Here is a 17,742-nt window from a genome sequence, read left to right as displayed (position 1 = left end):
ACCGGACAGCCAAAAGGAAACGCCCGGGGGGCGATCCCCCCGGGCGCGACAAATCTCTGACCGAAGCCGGGGCAGGTCGTAACGCCTAGCTCCCAAACGGCAGCAGCTCACGCAGACGCGGCACCAGGGACTCGCGCAGAACCTCGTCATGCAGAGCGAAATAGATGTTGGCGGTAAGGTAATCCACCCAGTCACCGGCGTCGAAACGCTGGCCCTGAATCTTGACGGCAAGCAGACGGTTGTTGCCGGCCAGCCCCTTGAGCGCGTCGGTCAGCTGGATTTCGCCGCCATGGCCCGGGGCCACCTTCTCCAGATGGTAGAAGATGTCCGGGAAAAGGACATACCGGCCGACGATGGCCAGCCGGGAGGGAGCCTCGTTGACCTTGGGCTTTTCCACCAGATCCCGCACCCGGTACATGCCCGGGGCGAATTCTTCGCCGTCAATGATGCCGTAGCGCGAAACCATGTGGGGCGGCACTTCCATGACGCCAATGACCGGCATGTGCTCGGACTGGGCCACGGTGAGGAGCTGCTTGATGCCCGGCTCCATGCTGAACATGAGATCGTCGCCGACCATGACGGCAAAAGGATCGTTTTTGCAGACTTCCCGGGCGCAAAGCACGGCGTGGCCCAGGCCCAGCTGCTTTTTCTGGCGCACGGAAATAATGTTGACCATCTCCGCCACTTCCCGGACCTTCTTGAGCATTTCGGTCTTGCCGGTACGGGTCAGCAAATCCTCGAGGGTGAGGTTGTAGTCGAAATGGTCTTCAATAATGGTCTTGTTGCGGTTGGTGACGAACACCACATCCTGCAGCCCCGAAGCCTGGGCTTCTTCGACCACATACTGCACCACGGGCTTGTTGTAGACGGGCAGCATTTCCTTGGGGATGTTCTTCGTGGCCGGCAACGACCGCGTACCCCATCCGGCGACGGGAATGACCACCTTCTTGATTTCCATGCTCTTCTCCTTGAATGCGCGCACTGCCCGGTATTTTTCGGAGGCGGCGAACCGCGCCAGCGCGCCGGCCGTCCGGATATTGACCTGCCCGATTGTGCCGAGCCCCACCCTGATGATGGCTCCCGGCATCAACAACCGACGTTAAATGCTTTGCATTAACAAGTCCAGCCCCAAAAGGTGGTTCCAAGCAACCGACTCAGCGCAGGGCCAGGGCCACGGTATCGGCCAGCCGGGCGCACAATGTCTCGACCAGGACCGCATCCTCGGCCTCGACCATGACCCGGGCAAGGGATTCGGTGCCGGAGTAGCGAAGGAGCACCCTGCCCCGCCCGGCCAGGAGAGTTTCGGCCTCGCAAACCGCCTGCTCGATGGCCGGAGCCTGGCTGAAGGGAATTTTTTGTTTCACCGGCACATTGACGAGTTTTTGCGGAAAGGGGGCCAGCAAGGTGGCCAGTTCGGACAGCCGTTTGCCCTTTCGCACCATGATCTTCATGAGCTGCAAGGCGGCCAGGGTGCCGTCGCCGGTGGTGCTGTGGTTTAAAAAGATCAGATGCCCGGACTGTTCCCCGCCAAGGACCGCGCCCTTGGCCCGCATGGCCTCGACCACGTAGCGGTCGCCGACCGGCGTGCGCATGAGCGTGCCGCCGTGTTCGTTCATGAACACTTCCAGGGCCATATTGCTCATGACCGTGGCCACCAGCAGGTTGCCCGGCAGCGCCCCGCGTTCGAGGAAATCCAGGGCACAGATGGCCATGATCTGGTCGCCGTCGAGAATACGGCCCTTTTCGTCGGAAACAATGACCCGGTCGGCGTCGCCGTCCAGGGCAATGCCGATGTCGGCCCCGGTTTCGACCACGGTGCGCCCGACCTGCTCGGGGAAAAGCGAGCCGACGCCCAGGTTGATGTTGGTGCCGTCAGGGTCCACGCCGATCTTGACCACCTTGGCCCCAAGCTCTTCAAACACCTGGGGAGCCACCCTAAAGGCCGCACCGTTGGCGCAGTCGAGCACGATTTTCATGCCGTCGAAATTGATGTCGAGCGGAATGGTGTTTTTGAGAAACACGTTGTAGCGGCCGGTGCTGTCTTGGAGTTTGAAGGCCCGGCCCACTGCGTCGGGCTCGGGCAAAGCCCAGTCATGGGAACAGCCCTCGACCGAGGCGGCGATTTCGGCTTCCACGGCATCGGGAAGCTTGAATCCCATATGGTCGAAAAACTTGATGCCGTTGTCGCAGGAAGGATTGTGGGAAGCCGAGATCACCACGCCGACGTCGGCGCGCATATCCCGGGTGAGAAAGGAGATGGCCGGCGTTGGCAGCGGGCCGACCAGGAAAACGTCCATGCCGGCGGCGCAAAACCCGGCAGCCAGGGCGTATTCATAGATATAGCCGGACAGGCGCGTGTCCTTGCCGATGAGGACCTTATGGCGGCGGCCGCCGTTGTGGAAATGCAGACCGGCCGACAACCCCAGGCGCATGACCACGTCCGGGGTCATAGGATAGGTGTTGACCTTGCCGCGCAGTCCGTCGGTTCCGAAAAGTTTTTTTTCCATTCCTTGGTGCGGCCGGTTCACGCCGGCCTCATTTCACAGTCAGCGACACCTTGTCGGGTTTGGCTTCGATCAGTTCGCAGCCCTGCGGCATCTTCACCCGATACGACGCTTCATACTTACCCGGATCAAGATCAGGCTTCAACTCCAGAGTTGCTTCCACCAGACCGGGGAAATCCTTGTCCGAGATAATGGCCGCCGGCCCCTTGATGCGAAGGGTCACGGCCTGGGGCGCGACATCCGCCTCCCGGCCCTTGGGCTTTTTGATGGCCAACGGCGCGCGCAGCGTGATTTCAGATTCCTTGGCGGCAAAGCCCATGACCACCTGGACGGCCGGCGGCGACACGTCCACATCCTCAGGCACGTCAAGCGGCACCCGCTCGTCGAACCGGGCCGGAGGCGGCTGGGGCAAGGTGATGGCCTGGGTCCGGATTTCTGTAATCTTCTCAAGCTTGCCGGCCGGTCCGGTCAAACGCACTGTATCCGGCACCGCCCGCACCGCTGACATGGAAAAGCCATCCGGGGGCGAGGAGCGCAGCATCACCTTGACCGGCACGGTTTTAACGGCCCGGCGTTCCACTTCCAGTTCCAGCCGGGTGGGCCGGATTTCCACCACCTCATAGACCTTGGGCAGGGGAATGTTTTTGGGCTCAAACAGAACAATGTTCTTGCCAGGCACGATCTTGGACAAATTGAGACTGTAGACGAGCTGGCTTTCGTCGATCTTGCGGGCCACGCCGCGCGGTCCCCGCAGCAGCACATCCACCGCGCCGATGATGCCGGATTTGATGTAGAGGTCTTCAGGCAGCCCCGTCATCTCCACCCGCATGGGCATCCAGGTATCGACCTTTTCCCGGCCGGTCACAAGATACCAGCAGAAAAGAGCCATAGCCAGGGCCAGGAGAAGGTATTGCCAGTTCGGTTTCATGGGCGTTTGGCCACGAGATTCCAGAGCATGTTTTTTAGGGTCATCTCATCCACCGGGGAAATAAGCTTGCCCCCGTCAGCCACCGACACCACCCCCCGCTCCTCGGACACCACCACGGCCAAGGCGTCGGTCTCCTCGGTAATGCCCAGGGCTGCACGGTGGCGGGTGCCCAGACTCGCATCCAGGGGGACGCCGGCAATGAGCGGCAGAATGCAGCCGGCCGCAGCCACGCTTTCTCCCTGGATAATGACCGCCCCGTCGTGGAGCGGCGTGTCCGGAAAAAAAATGGTCCCGAGCAGTTCACGGCTGGGCCGCGCACCAAGCTCGACCCCGCGCTGGACATAATCGCCCAGCGGAACGCGGCGCTCAAAAACGATCAGCGCCCCGGTATGGGTCCGGGCCATTTGGAACACGGCCAGGATGTATTCGTCCAGGGCCGCTTCGGAGACTGTTTCGCGCCGCCGGCGGAAGAACCCGCCCGCCCCGACCGAGGACAGGGCCTTTCGGATGTCGGCCTGAAACAGGATGATGATGACCAGGAAGATCGAACCGAGAAAGTTGGTGAGCAGCCAGTGCAGGGTATTGAGCCCGAATTCGCCGGATACATAATAGATGATGAGGATGAGCAGAAAACCGTGGAGCACCGAGGCGGCCCGGGTGCCGCGAATGAGCAGCAGCCCCCGGTAGAAAATGAAGGTGACCACGGCGATATCGAGGAGCTCACGCCAGGTGATATGCAGATTGTCGATGAAGCTTCCCATGGTAAACGCAAAGGTGTGCGGCACGATCGGCAGGATCAGGCCGCGAGGCTTGCGGCCAGACACAGGGCCGTTTTGACCGAGGCGACGTCGTGGACCCGGTGGATGCGCGCTCCCCGGGCGGAACACAAGGCCGAGGCAACGGCCGTGGCCTGATTGCGCTCGCCGACAGGCAGGCCGCACAGGGAAGCGAAAAATGATTTGTTGGACAGCCCCAGATAGATGGGACGCCCGAGATTGGCGAACCGGTCGAGATGGCGCAGGATGGCCAGATTGTGCTCGGGCCGTTTGCCAAACCCGATGCCCGGATCAAGGACCACATGGTCCTCGGGCAGGCCGGCGGCCACGAGCATGGCCAGCTTCACTTCGAAAAAGGCCAGGATCTCGGCCACCACGTCGTCGTAGCGGGGATCGGCCTGCATGACGTCCGGCCGTCCCAGGCTGTGCATGAGCACGTAGCCGGGATTTTTTCCCCGGCCACCACTTCAAGCAGGCCGGGATCAAAGGAGCAGGCCGAGACGTCGTTGACGATGACCGCCCCGGCCGCCAGGGCAGCGGCGGCACAGCCGGCCCGGTAGGTGTCGACCGACAGCGGCACGGTCGGCAGCGCAGCGGCCAGGGCGGCAATGACCGGCACGACGCGCTCGATCTCCTGAGCCCCCGACACCGGGGCGGCTCCCGGCCGGGTGGATTCGCCCCCCACGTCCAGGATGTCCGCCCCTTCCCGGGCCAGGGCCAGGCCATGGGCGACGGCGGCCGCCACGGTGTCGTGGCGGCCGCCGTCGTAAAAGGAGTCCGGGGTGACGTTGACGATGCCGGCGATGCGATCAGCGGCGCAGTCGATTTCCCGTCCCGCAGCCAGACGCCACAGGGCAGGTGTTTTACCGGCCATGGCCCTGGCCGGAGGAGCCGTCCCCAGGGCCGGAGGCGTCCGCCGGTTTGGCATCGTCGGGTTCAAGCGTGAACTCGTCACCAGACGGCGCAGCGGCCTGCGGGGCCGTCGGTGCGGCGGCGGCGGTTCCAGAAGCGGCTTCTGGCCCGGTTCCCGGCGCGCTGGCGGCAGCGCCCCCGGTCGTCCCAGCCGACGTCCCGACCGGAGGTTCCGGAGGGGGCAGGGTTTCTCCCCGCAGGAGACGGTCGATTTCGTCGCCGGTGATGGTTTCGCGTTCAAGCAGGGCCTTGGCAATGGACTCCAGGGCCTCGCCCTCGCTTTCAAGAATGCTGCGCGCCCGGCGGTAGGCCGACTCGACGATCTTGCGCACCTCGGCGTCGATCTGGCGCGAGGTCTCCTCGCTGAAGTTGCGATGGTGCACGAGATCCTTGCCCAGAAAGATCTCATCTTCGCGCTCGCCGTAGGACAGCGGCCCGAGCACCTCGCTCATGCCCCAGGAGCAGACCATCTTGCGGGCCATGGTGGTGGCGCGCTCGATGTCGTTGCCGGCTCCGGTGGTGAGCTGGTTGAGGACGAGCTCTTCAGCCACCCGGCCGCCCATGAGCACGGCCAGATTTTTTTGCAGGAAGTCGCGGGAATAGTTGTGCCGGTCGTCGGTCGGCAACTGCATGGTGATGCCAAGGGCCATGCCGCGCGGGATGATGGACACCTTGTGGATGGGGTCGGTGCCGACCAACTTCTTGGCCACCAGGGCATGACCGGCCTCATGGTAGGCGGTGGTGCGTTTTTCCTCATCGGTGAGAATGAGGCTTCTGCGCTCCTTGCCCATGAGCACCTTGTCTTTGGCATGCTCGAAGTCGGCCATGTCCACCCGGTCTTTATTGATCTTGGCCGCCTGCAGGGCGGCCTCGTTGACCAGGTTTTCCAGGTCCGCTCCGGAAAAGCCGGGCGTTCCCCGGGCCAGGATGTCCAGGTTGACGTCCGGCGACAGGGGCGAACGGCGGGTGTGGACTTCGAGGATGCGCCGGCGGCCGCGCACATCCGGGGTGGGCACCACCACCTGCCGGTCAAAACGGCCGGGACGCAGCAAAGCCGGGTCCAAAACGTCGGGCCGGTTGGTGGCGGCAATAAGGATGACGCCCTCGTTGGACTCAAACCCGTCCATTTCGACCAGAAGCTGGTTTAACGTCTGTTCGCGCTCGTCATGCCCGCCGCCAAGACCGGCGCCGCGCTGACGGCCCACAGCGTCAATTTCGTCGATAAAGATCAGGCACGGGGCGTTTTTCTTGCCCTGCAAAAACAGGTCGCGAACCCGGGCCGCGCCCACGCCCACGAACATTTCCACAAAGTCGGAGCCGGATATGGAGAAAAACGGCACCCCGGCTTCGCCGGCCACTGCCCGGGCCAGCAGGGTCTTGCCCGTTCCGGGCGAACCGACCAGCAGCACGCCCTTGGGGATGCGCCCGCCCAACCGGGTGAACTTCTTGGGATCAGAGAGAAACTGCACCACTTCGTACAGCTCTTCCTTGGCTTCATCCACGCCGGCCACATCGTCAAAGGTGATCCGGGTCTGCTCCTGGGTGATCATGCGCGCCCGGGAACGGCCGAAGTTCATGGCCCGGCCGCCGCCGCCCTGCATCTGGCGCATGAAAAAGATCCAGACGCCGACCAGCAGCAGCATGGGGAACCAGGACACAAGCAGCGTCATGTACCAGGGCGATTCCTCGTCCGGTTCGGCCATCACCTCGATTTTTTTGGCCATAAGCGACCCCACGAGATTGGGGTCTTCCGGGGCGTAGGTGATGAATTTGCCGCCGCCCGCGGCCACGCCAGTGATTTTTTTGCCCTGAATTTTGACGGAAACCACGTCTCCTGCATTCACCTTCTGCATGAATTCAGAATAGGAGAACTTGGTGCTCTGGCTTTGGGGCTGGTTGAACAAATTGAACAGGACGACCATGACCAGGGAGATGGCCGCCCAGAGCATGAGATTTTTCGCGAAGCTGTTCAAACTAGAGTCCTCCGGAGGACGGATGGGGCCGAGGCGGCCCGTGGGTTGTATAAGGCGTCAGCGATAACACAGCCATACCCGACCTGTCCACGCGACGATGCCGCTACCACCGGCCCGTCCGTCGGCGACTGTCCCAATCGACCGTGGAGGCTTGCCAAGGGTTTCGATGCTTCATATTGTCTGCTATGATAAGCCTCGAAGGCAGGGCCGGCAAGGAGCAGTAATGGCCGAGAAGCGTATTTTAACCGTTGACGACTCCGAAAGTGTGCGAACCCTGGTCTCCCAAGCCCTGCGCCAGGCCGGTTTCGACGTGGTCGAAGCCGTGGACGGGGCGGACGCCCTGGACAAGGTTTCCGGGGAATTCGACATGGTCATCACCGACATCAATATGCCCAATATCGGCGGGATTGAACTGCTCGCCCATCTGCGCGCCCGCACGGATACGCGCTTCACCCCGGTCCTGGTGCTGACCACCGAATCCCAGCGGCCGCTTCGGGATAAAGCCGTGGCCGCCGGAGCCTCGGGCTGGGTTGTCAAACCGTTTGAGCCGGCCAGTCTCGTGGCTGTGGTGCGCCGCTTTATCGGCTGACCATGGCAGCATCCGACGAGGCCGCCGCGCCAGCCAGTTCCTCCGCCCGGGTCGATGACGCCATGGCCGACGCCAGCTCGCTGCTCTTTCACGACGTCCCCCTGGCCGTATATCTGCGGGCTGTGGACGGTTCCTTTCTGGAAGTCAACACCGCCATGGCCGTCCTTTTCGGTTATCCCGATCCAGCCGCCTTTCTGGCCGCCATGGCTGCCATCCCGGAACAATTCTATCTCGACCCGACCACCCGGGACGCCGTGTTGCACGATCTGGCCGCCTCCGGCTCGGTCACAGGCCGGCGCTATCAGGCCATCTGCCGCGACGGCTTTGTCCTTTGGATCGAAGAATCGGCCCACCGCACCGTTTCCCCGGGGGGCGACCTTTTTTATATCGGTTTTTTGCGCGACGTCACCGAAGAAAAAAGCACCAGCTGGGCCTTGAGCGAAGCCGAGGAAAAATACCGCATCATTTTCGAACACGCGGTGGAAGGCCTGTTCCAGATGACCCCGGCCGGCCGCTTTGTCACGGTCAACGGAGCCCTGGCCCGGATGCTCGGCTACGACTCCCCCCAGGGGCTCACCACCCGGGGAGATGAGGCCGCCAGTGTCTTCGTGCGTCCCGAGGACCGGCAGTTTCTCCACGCCGCCCTGGCGGAAACAGGCGTGGTGCGGGCCATGGAATCCGAATTGTCCCGGGCCGACGGCCAGCGTATCTGGGTGTCCATCCAGGCCAGGGCCGTTCGCGGCGGCGACGGCTCGGTGATCCTCTATGAAGGCTCCATGGAGGACGTCACCCAGCGCCGCCAGTCCCAGGAAGCCCTGCGCCAAACCCTCAAGCGGACCCGGGCGCTCTTCCACCAGACCGTCAAATCCCTGTCCACCACCGTGCGTTTCCGCGACCCCTACACGGCCGGCCACCAGGATTCCGTGGCCCGGCTGGCCGCCGCCATGGCCCGCAGCCTCAAACTGCCCGAGGACACCGTGGAGGGAATCCGGGTGGCCGGCCAGCTCCACGACATCGGCAAAATCAGCGTGCCCGTGCGTTACCTGTGCAAGCCCGGGCGCCTTGTCGGGCTGGAATGGGAATTCATGAAGCAGCACGCCACCACCGGCTACGAAATTTTAAAGGACATCGACTTCCCCTGGCCTGTGGCCGAAATCGTGCTGTGCCATCACGAACGCCTGGACGGCTCGGGCTACCCCCGGGGCCTGGACGCCTCGGCCCTTGGCATCGAGGCCCGCATCCTGGCCGTGGCCGACGTCCTGGATGCCATGGCCTCCAACCGCCCCTACCGCCCGGCCCTTGGCGTGGAGGCTGCCCTGGCCGAGCTGGCCCGGCACAAGGGCACGGCCTTTGACCCGGACGCCGTCGATGCCGCCCATGACGCCATCGCCACGGGTACCGTGCGCTACTGACGCCATGCGCCTGACCGATTCCGACCTGCTGCGCGAACTGGACCAGCCCGAGTTCGCTTTGGTGCGCGCCGCCTTTGTCTCCCGCAAATACCCCAAGACAGCTCAGGTTTTCGCTCCCCGCGAAAAACAAAACAGCCTGTTTATTGTGGCCAGGGGCCGGGCCAGGGTCTACCTGGCCTACCGGGACAAGGAATTCACCATGGCCATCCTGGATGCCGGCGACGTCTACACCACCCACACCCGGGCCTTTGTCGAGGCCCTGGACGACCTCACCCTGCTTGTGGCCGACATGAAAACCGTACGCCGTTTTCTCACCGCCATGCCGGCGCTCACCACCTCCATGGTCAAGGTTCTTGGCGACCTGCTCTCCCACGCCTTCTCGGTCATCGACGGGCTGGCCTTTTTCGACGTGCGAAAACGCTTAATCCAGCTCCTGCTCTACGAAGCCGAGCGGGCCAATGCCGGGGATGAGCACATCCTGTGCTTTGCCCATGGCCTCAATGTCGAACAACTGGCCACCATTGTCGGCTCCTCCCGCCAGACCGTCTCCTCGCTGCTCAATACCCTGGAGCGCGAAGGGATCATCGAGATGCGCGCCCGGGGTGTTATCTGCATCCCCGACTTCGCCGCCCTGGCCGCCCTGGCTGATTCATAGCGCCTTTGTCGGCAATCTGACAGACACCCCCTGCCTCGAAATCGTAACCCAGGCCAAACGTCCGCATGTTCCGCCGGTGCTTCCCGCCCGGCCGGGCAAACCAGGAGGATGGCATGGCCAAGGATACGAGAACCATCGAGGATCTGTCCCAGTGGGAAGACGCCCGCCGGATGCTGTATAAAGCCAGGGAAGAAGGCATTGCCACGGTCTGGGACCGGCTGGCCGAGCAAACGCCCCACTGCACCTTCTGCGACCAGGGATTGACCTGCAGCAAGTGCGTCATGGGCCCCTGCCGCATCAACCCCAAAGGCCCCAAACGCACGCTTGGCGTCTGCGGAGCCGACGCCGACCTGACGGTCGCCCGCAATTTCGGCCGGTTCATTGCCGCCGGGGCGGCATCCCACTCCGACCATGGCCGCGATCTGCTGGAAGTCCTGGAAGCCGTGGGCCAGGGTGAAAACACCGAGTATGCCGTGCGCGACCCGCAAAAGCTCGCCAAACTCTGCGCCGAGGTCGGCCTTGACCTGGCCGGCCTGGATACCACGGCCCAGGCCAAGGCCCTGGCCGAGGTTTTTTTCAAGGATTTTGGTACTCGAAACCACGCTTTGTCCCTGCTTTCCCGCGCACCGCAAAAACGCCGGGACATCTGGCAGGCCACCCGCACCACGCCGCGCGGCATCGACCGGGAATGCGTGGAAATGCTCCACCGCACCCATATGGGCGTTGACTGCGACCCGACCTCCATCTGTCTCCACGCCGCCCGCACGGCCCTGGCCGACGGCTGGGGCGGCTCCATGATCGGCACCGAGCTCTCCGACGTCCTTTTCGGCACACCGCGCCCGGCAACCGTTGCAGCCAATCTCGGCGTCCTGGCCGATGACAAGGTCAACATCCTGGTCCACGGCCACAGTCCGGTGGTCTCGGAAATGATCCTGGCCGCGGCCCGCGATCCGGCCATGCTGGCCAAGGCCCGGGCCGTGGGCGCGGCAGGCATCAATGTGGCCGGCCTTTGCTGCACCGGCAACGAGGTGCTCATGCGCCAGGGCGTGCCCCTGGCCGGCAACCACCTCATGACCGAACTGGCGCTGGTCACCGGGGCCGTGGAAATGGTCGTGGCCGACTACCAATGCATCATGCCAAGCCTGGTGCAGATCGCCGCCTGCTACCATACCCGGTTTGTCACGACCTCGGAGAAGGCCCAGTTCCCCGGAGCCACCCACCTGGAATTCACCCTCGGCAACGCCCGGGAAATGGCTTTCCAGGCCGTCACCCTGGCCATCGAGGCCTTCCCCCGCCGCGACGCAGCCCGGGTGGAAATCCCGGTTGCCCCGGTGAGCCTTCGCACCGGCTATTCCAACGAGGCCATTCTCGAAGCCCTGGGCGGTTCGGCCGAACCGCTGCTGGCCGCGGTCAAGATCGGCCTGGTGCGCGGGGTGGTCGGCATTGTCGGCTGCAACAATCCCAAGCTGCCCCACGACGGCCTGCTGGTCGGTCTGGCCCGGGAGCTTATCAAACAGGATGTGCTGGTGGTGGTCACGGGCTGCGCCACAGTGGCCATGGGCAAGGCCGGGCTTATGACCATGGACGGACTGGAGCAGGCCGGGGTCGGTCTGGCCGAGTTTTGCGGCCGCTTCGATTTGCCGCCGGTGCTCCATGTGGGCAGCTGTGTGGACAACTCCCGGATTCTGGCTCTGTGCGCCCTGTTGGCCGATGCCCTGGGCGTCGATATATCCGATCTGCCCGTGGCGGCCAGCGCGCCGGAATGGTATTCGGAAAAAGCCGCCGCCATCGGCCTGTATGCCGTGGCCAGCGGCGTCATGACCCACCTGGGCCTGCCCCCCAACATCCTTGGCAGCGAACTGGTGACCAAGCTGGCCCTTGGCGGTCTGGAAGACGTCTTTGGCGCACACTTCGTGGTCGAGCCGGACCCGGTCAAGGCGGCAGCCGTCATCAGCCGGCGCATCACCGCCAAACGGCTGGCCCTTGGCCTCAATGACCGGTATGACGGCACGGTTTATTCCTAGGCGGGACAGGTATGAAGATCGCTTTTGCCGGTAAAGGCGGCGTCGGCAAAACCACGCTGGCGGCGCTTCTGGGCGACTATCTGGCCCGCTTGGGCCGGGATGTGGTTTTGATCGATGCCGACACGGCCCTGTCCCTGGGCTCGGCCTGCGGTCTGCCGGAGGACGCCCTGCCCAAAGCCCTGGCCCAACGCGAATCGCTCGTGCGCCAGCGTATCGGCGACGGGGTCTATCTCAATCTCACGCCACGGGTGGACGATCTGCCCGGGGAGGTGAGCGTGGCCGTACCGGTTGGCGACGGGCCGTGTTTTGGCGGGCGGCTGGGGAAAAAACGGCTGCTGGTCATGGGCGGGGTGTCCGGGGGCGGGAGCGGCTGCGCCTGCGCAGCCGGGCACCTGCTCCAGGCGGTCATCGCCCATGTCCTGACGGCCGGCGACATGGACACCCTGGTTGATTGCGAAGCCGGCGTGGAGCATCTGGGCCGGGGGACGGTGCGCGATGTGGACAGCCTGGTGGTGGTCAGCCAGGCCTCGCTGCGCTCCCTGGCCGTGGCCGCCCGGGTATCGGCCATGGCCCGGGAACTGGGGCTCACCCGCCAGATCCTGGCGGTGACCGGCTGCGACGCGGCAGCCCTTGGCGAGTTGCCGGCCCTGCCCGGGTTGCCGTCGGTCCTGGTGGCGGTGCCGTCCCTGGCCGGACTGGCCAAGCGCCAGGCCCGAGACGGCAGCGTCCTGTCCCTGCCCGAGGTGGCCACGGCCGATGCCGCCTGCGCCGCCCTGCTGGCCGGCCTGGGCGAGTGATGTCCTGCCCGCAGCCATCGCGTCTGCGCAGTATCGCGGCAGCCGCCGGGAACACTCCTATTTCTCCATAAACGCGCAGATACGATCATGGGCGCGGCAGGAGACACGCGCCATAAAAAAAGGGAGCGGTCCGAAAACCGCTCCCTTTTGCGCGTTTACGCCAAAGGACTTAGGCGAAAGCCTTTTCGAACGGCGGCACGACCTGCTTTTTGCGGGACAGCACGCCGTCAAGCCACACAGAGTCGCCCTTCACTTCGACGCCGAAGGCCTTGGTCACGTAGCTCGGATCGTCGGAGACGATCAGCATCTCGGAACCTTCCTTCATGATGTCCGTCAGAAGCAGGAAGACGCTGTGGCGGCCATCAGCCTTGACCTTCTTGCACTCGGCCAATAGGTCGGCCTTGACCGGCTCAAGGATGGACAGATCGACCACTTCGAGCTGGCCGATGCCGATCTTTTTGCCGCCCATGTCGAAGTCCTTGTAGTCGCGGAAGACCAAGTCGCGGGCGGGGGTGCCGCCGACGGCGGACTTCACCTTGAACATCTCGACGCCAAGGCCCATGGTGTCGGAAACGCCGGCGATCTTGGCCAGGGCTTCGACAGCGGCTTTGTCAGCCGGGGTGCAGGTGGGCGACTTGAACATGACGGTGTCGGACAGGATGGCGCACAGCATGATGCCGGCCATGGGCTTGGAGATCTCCACCTTGGCGCAGTCGTACATCATCTTGACCACGGTGCAGGAGCAGCCGACGGGCTTGACCAGGATGTCCAGGGGATTGGGGGTGGACACGTCGCCGAGCTTGTGGTGGTCGTAGATGCCGATCAGCTCGCCCTTGGACAGGTTGTCCAGGCTCTGAGCCAGATCGGAGTGGTCGACCAGGATGATCTTTTTATCGGTGGCATCGGTGATGATTTCCGGAGCGGCCACGCCGAACTTCTCAAGAACGAAGGCGCTTTCCGGGTTCAGGGGACCCTGGGCGGCGGCGATGGCGCCCATGCCCTGGGACTTGTTCATGAGATCAGCCACGGCAATGGCGGCGGCAACGGAATCGGTATCCGGGTTTTTGTGACCAACCACGTAAACGGACATACTCTTTTCCTCCTGGTGGTTTTTCGAAGACCCTGGCGGGTCGGCTCCGCATTTAAAACTTGTGAATAATATCCCAAAACCAGTGTCTTGCCAAGTCAAATCCCCGGCCGGCGGTGTCTTTTTTGCGTCCGCGCCCATCCGGCCACGGCCGGAACTTGTGAAAAAGGGCTAGAAAAAACGCCAGAGAACGGCCGCGCCCATGCCCCCGGCCAGGGTCACGTAGGCCGGGCGGTAGCGCAGGGAAAGGACCGCCCCGAGGCTGCCGAGAATCCAGAGCTGGCCCCAGGTGGCCTTGGACGAGGCCAGATAGGGCCACACCACCGGCAGGGCCACGGAAAAAATGGCGATCAGCCCGGCCAGGGCCGCACTAAACGTCACGCCCTGCATGACGGCCATGTTGACCAGGGCCCGCCGGATGAGGCGTCCGGGCTCGATGGGGGCGCGCTGGCGCTGGCGGGCCGCCGTGTACCGGGAAAAAACAATGTTCTCCACCACCCGCTGCGCCCCTTCCAGGGCCGAGAACAGCCGGGCCAGGACCGAGGTGGCGGCAGCCACGCACAAGGCCTCGGCCGGGGTGGAAAGGGAAAAGACATGCATGAGCGACAGGCCGGCCAGCGTGGCGGCGGCGGCGTTTGGCGGAATGATGGTGCCGGCCGGGATGCCGTCGAGCCAGAACAGCTCGTAGAAGATGCACAGGTTGAGCGTCGCCTGGAGATCACCCTGGCAGGCGGCCCAGAAGCAGCCGATAAGCAGCGGCCGTTCCAGCAGGGCCGCGTTTACGGCAAAGCGAAACGACGAGAAAAGGACAAAAAAAAAGCGACGCCAAGGACGTGGAGCAGGATATCGGCCTGATGGGTCATGGCATGTGTCTCGCCTGCAAGGAAACGTTATGGCCAGGAAACGCAAGCAGCAACTCTAGCCCCATTCCGCCGTTCCTGCAATTCCTGATCATGCAGCCTGCACCATCAGGCCGTACGCAGCTGGGCCGGGTCACCCGGCAGGCAGCGGTAATCCAGGCGCACGCCTCTGTCCCGCAAGAAATCCAGGCAGGATTCGTCTTCCTTGGACAGGGCCACGTGGGGGCAGACCTGGCGTTTGCCCGGGGCGTAATGGAGATTGCCGAGGTTGAGGCTCAAATAATCGAAACCCTGCTCATAGGCGGCCTGGGCGTCGCGGCAGTTGGAAAAAAGGATCAGCGCGTCGCTGATGTCAAGCGGGGTGCGGGAGAAATAGGCGGCCAGATCGGCAACGGCCAAAAACACGATCTCCACGCCGGCGGGAATGGCCAGGGACATGATTTCCTGGCGCAGGTGATCGGCGGCCAGCTCGTCGTTGACCACCACAATCATGCGGGCATGGGTGAACGGCAGCCAGGTTTCGATGATCTGGCCGTGCACGAGGCGGTTGTCGACGCGCACGAACGCCATGGCTAACCCTCTGCCACCTTTTTGCGCAGCACTTCGCCGGCCACGACGATACCCTGGCAACCGGCCTGCTTGGCCTCGACCGCCAGGGCCTCCAGGGGCTTGGTCCGGGAGCCGAGGATCTTGATCAGCATGGGCAGATTGACGCCGGTGAGCACTTCCAGCCGGCACGTTCCCAGAAGGGACAGGCTCATATTGGTGGGCGTGCCGCCGAACATGTCGGTGAGGATGAGCACCCCGCCGCCCTGGTCGGTTTCCTTGATGGCGGCCTTGAGCGCCGTAAGCGTCTCATCCACGGCCTTGGTGAGATCGACGCTGACGGCCTGGCAGAACTCCTGGGGGCCCAGGATAAATTCCGCTGCGGCAATGAGCCGCGAGCCGTAATCGGTGTGGGTGACGACCACCACGCCCACCGGCGCGTCCGTTCGGGACTGGGCATTCATAAGCAAACATCCCTGAGCATAACGCCCCCACTAGAGGACCCGGTCATCCGGCAACGGCGGCGGCGCTGTCTGCGCCCCCGGGCCATTCTCCGGACCACGACCAGCCTTCCTGGTCAGTACCCCGCAACAAACCACGCCGTTTGGGGCGAGAACCCGCCCCCGACCCGGCTGACGGACACCGGGAACGCGATGAGAAAAGCGGCCCGAGCCGCCCTGTTACCCGCGCTCGATGTGTCGGTGTTCCAAAGAAATATTGTAGCCAGCCTTGGACAAGGTGTCAAAGACGGACTCGGCCACGGCCACCGAGCGATGCCTCCCGCCGGTGCAGCCAAAGGCCAGGGTCAGGCGGTAGCGCCCTTCCTTGCCGTACAGGGGCAGCAGATAGAGCAGAAATTCGGTGAGACGGCGCAAAAACTCCCGGCCCGGATCCTCGGCCAGCACATAGTCGCGAACGGCCGCCTCCTTGCCGGTATGCTCCCGCAGGTCCTTGTCGAAATAGGGATTGGGCAGAAAGCGCAAATCAAAGACCATATCCGCCTCGGAAGGCGGGCCGTACTTGAAGCCGAAGCTCATGACGTGGACCTTGAGCGTACCGGCCGTCGGCCGGATGGAGGCCCATTTTTCCTGCAATTTGCGGCGCAGATCGTGGATGGTGAAGTGGGTGGTGTCGAGCACCATGTCGGCTGCGTCGCGCAAGGGGCGCATCCGCTCGCGTTCCTCGAGCACCGCCTGTTCAAGACCCCGTTCGGGGCTTTCCAAGGGATGGGGCCGACGGGTGGTGGCGTAACGGCGGATGATCTCGCCGGTGTCGGCTTCAAAGAAAATGATCTGGGGGGCGACGTCCTTGACCTTGATCTGGGCCAGGGTTGCGCCCCAGTCCGTATCGAGGTCGGCCTGGCGCACGTCCATGCCAAGGGCCAGCCCCTTGTAGCGCTGCCCGCCCTTCTCGTCGAACAGGTTCATGAGCTTGGGCACGAGGCTGACCGGCAGGCCGTCCACGCAGAAAAATCCCAGGTCCTCAAAGACCCGCAGGGCCGTAGACTTGCCGGAACCGGACAAGCCGGTCAAAATGACGATGATGAGATCTCTGGCCGCATTTTCCATGGCATTGACTCCCCGGCCTGAAGCAGTAGCAGATTCCCCGCGCGAATGTGTGACAACAGACGCGCGGGGAAATGGTTTCAGGCAGTCCTAGGCGGCGGTGAGCACCTGCCACAAGGCGGCGTCGTTTTCGGCGTCCAGGAAGGCGCGCCGGAAGGTCTCGTCGGAAAGCAGCCGGGAGATGTGGGCCAGGATGCGCAAATGCAGGCCCGCAACATGCTCAGGCGCCAGCACCAGGAAAAAGATGCGGCAGGGCTTGAAGTCCAGCGCATCGAAGCTGACGCCGGCAAGGCTTCTTCCGACGACGATGACGATGCGTTCGAGGCTCTCCATCTTGCCGTGGGGGATGGCCACCCCGTCGCCGATGCCCGTGGTGCCCAGATTTTCGCGGTCAAGCAGGACCTGATGGGCGCGTTTGGCGTCAAACTCGGGCCAGTGTGCCTTGATCGGGGCCACCAGTTCCGCCAGCACCTCGGACTTGGACTCCGACGCAAGCTCCCCGATCACGAAATCGGGCTGGAGATAGTCCTCTAACCGCATTTAGACGCCCGTTCCAGGATCGATAAGGCCGAAGTCGCCGTTGCGCAGTCGGTAGATGACATTGGGCCGTTCGCTCTCGGAATTGATGAACACCAGGAACTCGTACTTGAGGGCCTCAAGCTGCAAGGCGGCCTCTTCCACGGCCATGGGCTTGGGCTCGTACTTGTCGGTCTCGATGATGGTGGGGATGCGGCCGCCCTCGCTGTCCTCACTGATGCTGATGACGTCCATGCGGACCTGCTCGATGGTCTGGCGGCGGCGGTCCTTCTGCTTTTCCCGGAACTTCTTGGCCTGGGACTCGATCTTGTCGAGGATCAGGTCGATGGTCGAGTACATATCCTCGGAAACTTCGTGGGCCGAGATGTGCATGTTGTCGGCCTGGAAAATGACGTCAGCCATTTGCCGGGTCTTTTCCACGGCCAAATTGACCTGCAATTCCGAAGCGTCCACGGTCGAGGTGTATTTGGCAAGCTTTTCAAAACGCTTGCGGGCATAGTCGCGCAAGTGGTCGGAAGGTTCAAAATTTTTGAAATTAAAGGTGATGTTCATGTTATCCTCCGGGATGGCGTGGTGA

17 protein-coding genes and 1 pseudogene are annotated in these 17,742 nt (G+C 63.6%); 5 read left to right on the top strand and 13 right to left on the bottom strand.

Going from position 1 to position 17,742, the window contains the following annotated elements; translation table 11 throughout:
* Positions 1 to 85: 85 nt before the first annotated feature.
* The 6 genes and pseudogenes from galU to ftsH all read right to left on the bottom strand — a co-directional run bounded on the left by galU (position 86) and on the right by ftsH (position 7,093).
* Entirely contained in the window at positions 86 to 958 is an 873-nt protein-coding gene (galU, locus tag DVDV_RS05400; protein ID WP_075353708.1) for a UTP--glucose-1-phosphate uridylyltransferase GalU, read from the bottom strand.
* A gap of 196 nt (positions 959 to 1,154) precedes the next feature.
* Positions 1,155 to 2,507, bottom strand: coding sequence for a phosphoglucosamine mutase (glmM, locus tag DVDV_RS05395; protein WP_075353688.1), 1,353 nt, complete (start codon positions 2,505 to 2,507; stop codon positions 1,155 to 1,157).
* 28 nt (positions 2,508 to 2,535) lie between these two features.
* Positions 2,536 to 3,432, bottom strand: coding sequence for a CdaR family protein (locus DVDV_RS05390; RefSeq protein WP_075353687.1), 897 nt, complete (start codon positions 3,430 to 3,432; stop codon positions 2,536 to 2,538).
* Positions 3,429 to 4,193, bottom strand: a complete 765-nt coding sequence (gene cdaA, locus DVDV_RS05385) for a diadenylate cyclase CdaA (protein ID WP_075353707.1) — start codon at positions 4,191 to 4,193, stop codon at positions 3,429 to 3,431. Before cdaA ends, DVDV_RS05390 begins: the two co-directional genes overlap by 4 nt.
* A gap of 35 nt (positions 4,194 to 4,228) precedes the next feature.
* Positions 4,229 to 5,082 (bottom strand): annotated as a pseudogene (gene folP / locus DVDV_RS05380) (dihydropteroate synthase).
* Positions 5,072 to 7,093 carry an ATP-dependent zinc metalloprotease FtsH gene (gene ftsH, locus DVDV_RS05375; RefSeq protein WP_075353686.1) on the bottom strand — a complete coding sequence of 674 codons (2,022 nt, stop codon included), beginning with the start codon at positions 7,091 to 7,093 and terminating at the stop codon, positions 5,072 to 5,074. Before ftsH ends, folP begins: the two are co-directional and overlap by 11 nt.
* Before the next feature lie 223 nt (positions 7,094 to 7,316).
* Here ftsH and DVDV_RS05370 point away from each other — a divergent pair, with 223 nt between their 5' ends.
* The 5 genes from DVDV_RS05370 to DVDV_RS05350 all read left to right on the top strand — a co-directional run bounded on the left by DVDV_RS05370 (position 7,317) and on the right by DVDV_RS05350 (position 12,570).
* Positions 7,317 to 7,682, top strand: coding sequence for a response regulator (locus DVDV_RS05370; RefSeq protein WP_075353685.1), 366 nt, complete (start codon positions 7,317 to 7,319; stop codon positions 7,680 to 7,682).
* A gap of 2 nt (positions 7,683 to 7,684) precedes the next feature.
* Positions 7,685 to 9,094 carry an HD domain-containing phosphohydrolase gene (locus DVDV_RS05365; protein WP_075353684.1) on the top strand — a complete coding sequence of 470 codons (1,410 nt, stop codon included), beginning with the start codon at positions 7,685 to 7,687 and terminating at the stop codon, positions 9,092 to 9,094.
* On the top strand, positions 9,060 to 9,749 hold the full coding sequence (locus DVDV_RS05360) for a Crp/Fnr family transcriptional regulator (RefSeq protein WP_254845262.1): 690 nt from the start codon (positions 9,060 to 9,062) through the stop codon (positions 9,747 to 9,749). The genes DVDV_RS05365 and DVDV_RS05360 overlap by 35 nt, the downstream gene beginning before the upstream one ends.
* 113 nt (positions 9,750 to 9,862) lie before the next feature.
* The gene (gene cooS, locus DVDV_RS05355; RefSeq protein WP_075353682.1) at positions 9,863 to 11,773 is read left to right on the top strand and encodes an anaerobic carbon-monoxide dehydrogenase catalytic subunit; all 1,911 of its coding nucleotides are present in this window, start codon (positions 9,863 to 9,865) and stop codon (positions 11,771 to 11,773) included.
* A gap of 11 nt (positions 11,774 to 11,784) precedes the next feature.
* A complete protein-coding gene (locus tag DVDV_RS05350) occupies positions 11,785 to 12,570 on the top strand; it encodes an ArsA-related P-loop ATPase (RefSeq protein ID WP_075353681.1) in 786 nt (261 codons plus the stop codon).
* A 169-nt stretch (positions 12,571 to 12,739) separates the two neighbouring features.
* On the opposite strand, the gene DVDV_RS05345 is transcribed toward DVDV_RS05350, so the two are convergent.
* The 7 genes from DVDV_RS05345 to raiA all read right to left on the bottom strand — a co-directional run bounded on the left by DVDV_RS05345 (position 12,740) and on the right by raiA (position 17,717).
* Positions 12,740 to 13,660, bottom strand: a complete 921-nt coding sequence (locus DVDV_RS05345) for a manganese-dependent inorganic pyrophosphatase (protein ID WP_075353680.1) — start codon at positions 13,658 to 13,660, stop codon at positions 12,740 to 12,742.
* 168 nt (positions 13,661 to 13,828) lie between these two features.
* The gene (locus tag DVDV_RS22145) at positions 13,829 to 14,566 is read right to left on the bottom strand and encodes a PTS sugar transporter subunit IIC (protein WP_254845261.1); all 738 of its coding nucleotides are present in this window, start codon (positions 14,564 to 14,566) and stop codon (positions 13,829 to 13,831) included.
* 59 nt (positions 14,567 to 14,625) lie between these two features.
* Complete coding sequence (locus tag DVDV_RS05335) at positions 14,626 to 15,087, bottom strand: PTS sugar transporter subunit IIB (RefSeq protein ID WP_075353679.1); 462 nt, start codon at positions 15,085 to 15,087, stop codon at positions 14,626 to 14,628.
* A 2-nt stretch (positions 15,088 to 15,089) separates the two neighbouring features.
* The gene (locus DVDV_RS05330) at positions 15,090 to 15,527 is read right to left on the bottom strand and encodes a PTS sugar transporter subunit IIA (RefSeq protein WP_075353678.1); all 438 of its coding nucleotides are present in this window, start codon (positions 15,525 to 15,527) and stop codon (positions 15,090 to 15,092) included.
* A 216-nt stretch (positions 15,528 to 15,743) separates the two neighbouring features.
* Positions 15,744 to 16,631, bottom strand: coding sequence for an RNase adapter RapZ (gene rapZ, locus DVDV_RS05325; protein ID WP_075353677.1), 888 nt, complete (start codon positions 16,629 to 16,631; stop codon positions 15,744 to 15,746).
* A gap of 87 nt (positions 16,632 to 16,718) precedes the next feature.
* Positions 16,719 to 17,168: a PTS sugar transporter subunit IIA gene (locus DVDV_RS05320; protein WP_043630708.1), complete on the bottom strand. Its 450-nt coding sequence runs from the start codon at positions 17,166 to 17,168 to the stop codon at positions 16,719 to 16,721.
* Positions 17,169 to 17,717 (bottom strand): ribosome-associated translation inhibitor RaiA, encoded by a 549-nt coding sequence (raiA, locus tag DVDV_RS05315; RefSeq protein ID WP_075353676.1) that lies wholly within the window; start codon positions 17,715 to 17,717, stop codon positions 17,169 to 17,171.
* Positions 17,718 to 17,742: the final 25 nt, after the last annotated feature.

The sequence above is a fragment of the Desulfovibrio sp. DV genome (assembly GCF_001936595.1).
Classification (GTDB): Bacteria; Desulfobacterota; Desulfovibrionia; order Desulfovibrionales; family Desulfovibrionaceae; genus Solidesulfovibrio.
This window is presented reverse-complemented; position numbering and strand designations above follow the sequence as displayed.